This is a genomic window from Mycobacterium sp. IDUB_19, assembly GCF_055419445.1.
The window spans coordinates 1-282 of the sequence record NZ_JBVAXR010000219.1 but is presented as its reverse complement, the minus strand read 5'-3'; the positions used below and the strand labels follow the sequence as shown (position 1 = coordinate 282).

Here is a 282-nt window from a genome sequence, read left to right as displayed (position 1 = left end):
GGTTGACCATGCCGCAGCCGCCCCACTCGACCCAGCCCGGGCCGCCCTTTTTCCCGGGGAACCAGATGTCCACCTCGGCCGACGGCTCGGTGAACGGGAAGAAGTGCGGACGGAACCGGGTGCGTCCCTCCGGGCCGAACTGGGCCCGCGCGAACGCGTCCAGCGTGCCGCGCAGATGTGCCATGGTCAGGCCCTTGTCCACCGCGAGACCCTCCACCTGGTGGAACACCGGGGTATGGGTGGAATCGAGCTCGTCGGTACGGAAGGTCCGGCCGATCGAAA

The 282-nt window shown here is 68.8% G+C and carries 1 protein-coding gene; it reads right to left on the bottom strand.

Translation table 11 applies throughout. The features are described from left to right. Positions 1-282 (bottom strand): tRNA ligase subunit PheS family protein (locus ACZY0B_RS28025; RefSeq protein WP_463767465.1); only part of this gene is annotated, 282 nt, incomplete at both ends.